This is a genomic window from Bradyrhizobium sp. SBR1B, assembly GCF_014198205.1.
GTDB lineage: Bacteria > Pseudomonadota > Alphaproteobacteria > Rhizobiales > Xanthobacteraceae > Bradyrhizobium.
The window spans coordinates 1-1,680 of record NZ_JACIHC010000075.1 but is presented as its reverse complement, the minus strand read 5'-3'; the positions used below and the strand labels follow the sequence as shown (position 1 = coordinate 1,680).

The 1,680-nt window shown below is 59.2% G+C and carries 1 protein-coding gene and 1 pseudogene; one reads left to right on the top strand and one right to left on the bottom strand.

Going from position 1 to position 1,680, the window contains the following annotated elements; all coding sequences use genetic code 11:
* Positions 1–96: 96 nt before the first annotated feature.
* Positions 97–564, bottom strand: a pseudogene (locus GGD61_RS40125) (helix-turn-helix domain-containing protein); the annotation flags it as partial.
* A 70-nt stretch (positions 565–634) separates the two neighbouring features.
* Here GGD61_RS40125 and GGD61_RS40120 point away from each other — a divergent pair.
* Positions 635–1,675 (top strand): IS110 family transposase, encoded by a 1,041-nt coding sequence (locus tag GGD61_RS40120; protein ID WP_312012863.1) that lies wholly within the window; start codon positions 635–637, stop codon positions 1,673–1,675.
* The last annotated feature ends 5 nt before the right edge of the window (positions 1,676–1,680 follow it).

The following is a 1,680-nucleotide window of genomic DNA, read 5'->3' as shown; positions in this document are numbered from 1 at the left end:
ATGTCCCCTCACAGCAGGGAACAAGTCATTTTTCAGTCCTCCTTTCTCTTTTGCATTCCAGTCATACGCTTCCCCAACTGAGGGGCGAGGCGCACCATAAGTGAAGTCGGTCTGCCAGAGCTGGTTGACGGCCGTCGTCTTGTCCTTAAACTCGTTCGCGGCCTTGATCACCACATAGGCCGGGCTGGTGATGAGGTCATGCGCCTTCAGCAACCGATAGACCGACGCCTCGGAGACAAAGTACTTTCGTTCATCGGTGAACCGCACGGCCAGTTCGCGCGGCGACAGCTCAGGTAACTCCAGCGCCAGGTCGATGATCTGGCCCCGCACATCGTCCGGGATGCGGTTCCAGACCCGGTCTGGTCGAGGCCGATGATCGGCCAGCGCCTCAACGCCTCCCTCGCGGTAGCGATCATACCAGCGATAGAATGTGGCGCGCGGGATCCCGAGCTTGTCCAGTGTGCGCTTGGCCGGAAGGTGCGATTGCTCGACCAAATGGATGATCTCGGCCTTCTCTGAGGCGGGATACCTCATGCCTCGTCCTCCCCATCTCCGTTCATACTTATGGGATGGCCCGCCCCTTCCCCCAAACGTATGCTGTAGGGCAATCGGAAAGAGAGAGGAGAATCTCATGGTGCAAATCGCGGTATTGGGAATTGATCTCGGCAAGAACAGCTGCAGTTTAGTAGGGTTAGACGCTGCAGGTCGTGTCGTCTTAAAGCGGCGTCTTCGCAGGGACGGCGTGATAAAGCTTGCTGTCGGCCTGCCGTCTTGCGTGATGGCGATGGAAGCATGCTGTGGCGCGCATCATGTAGGTCGTATTCTACGGAATCACGGGCACCAGGTCCGATTAATGTCTCCCGAATATGTGCGTCCTTACGTTAAAGCGCAGAAGAACGACGACCGAGACGCCGAGGCGATTGCGGAAGCCGCCACCAGACCGACGATGCGGTTTGTGGAACTAAAGAGCGAGGAGCAACTCGACATGCAGAGCCTGCATCGCGCACGTGATCGATTGGTGGGCGAGCGGACAGCGTTGATCAACCAACTGCGAGCTATCTTGCTCGAGCGCGGCATCGTCGTGCAGCAGGGACGACGCAAGTTGCAGCATTACCTTGAGCTGATGCTAGCCGGAGAGCACGTTACGATTAGCTCGCGCACCCGGATGCTGGTTCATGACATGTGCACCGAGTGGCACGAGCTGGACCGTCGTATCCTCGCCTTCGACGAAGAGTTTTCGACGCGGGCACGATTGGATCCCGCCGCGCGTCTTCTGACGACGATACCTGGTATTGGCCCGATGAACGCTACGGCAATGGTCGCAGCGATCGGCAATGCCGAGACGTTCGGACGGGGGCGAGATTTGGCTGCGTGGCTCGGACTGGTGCCGAAGCAAATGACAACCGGCGGGAAACCAAAGCTGCTAGGAATCAGCAAGCGCGGAAATGTCTATCTGCGCAAGATGCTCATCCACGGCGCGCGCGCCGCTCTTCCCGCACTGTCCAAAAGCGAGACGCCAATGGGCGGCTGGTTGCGTGGCCTGCTTGCTCGGGCGCACGTCAACACCGTGGTGGTCGCACTAGCTGCTGCGGATTCCGACGTGAAGCCGGCGGGCATTCCGATCAATTGTCGGCCACCGTTCCGATCTGAAGCCGGCCGCGATTCCGATCAATAACCGGC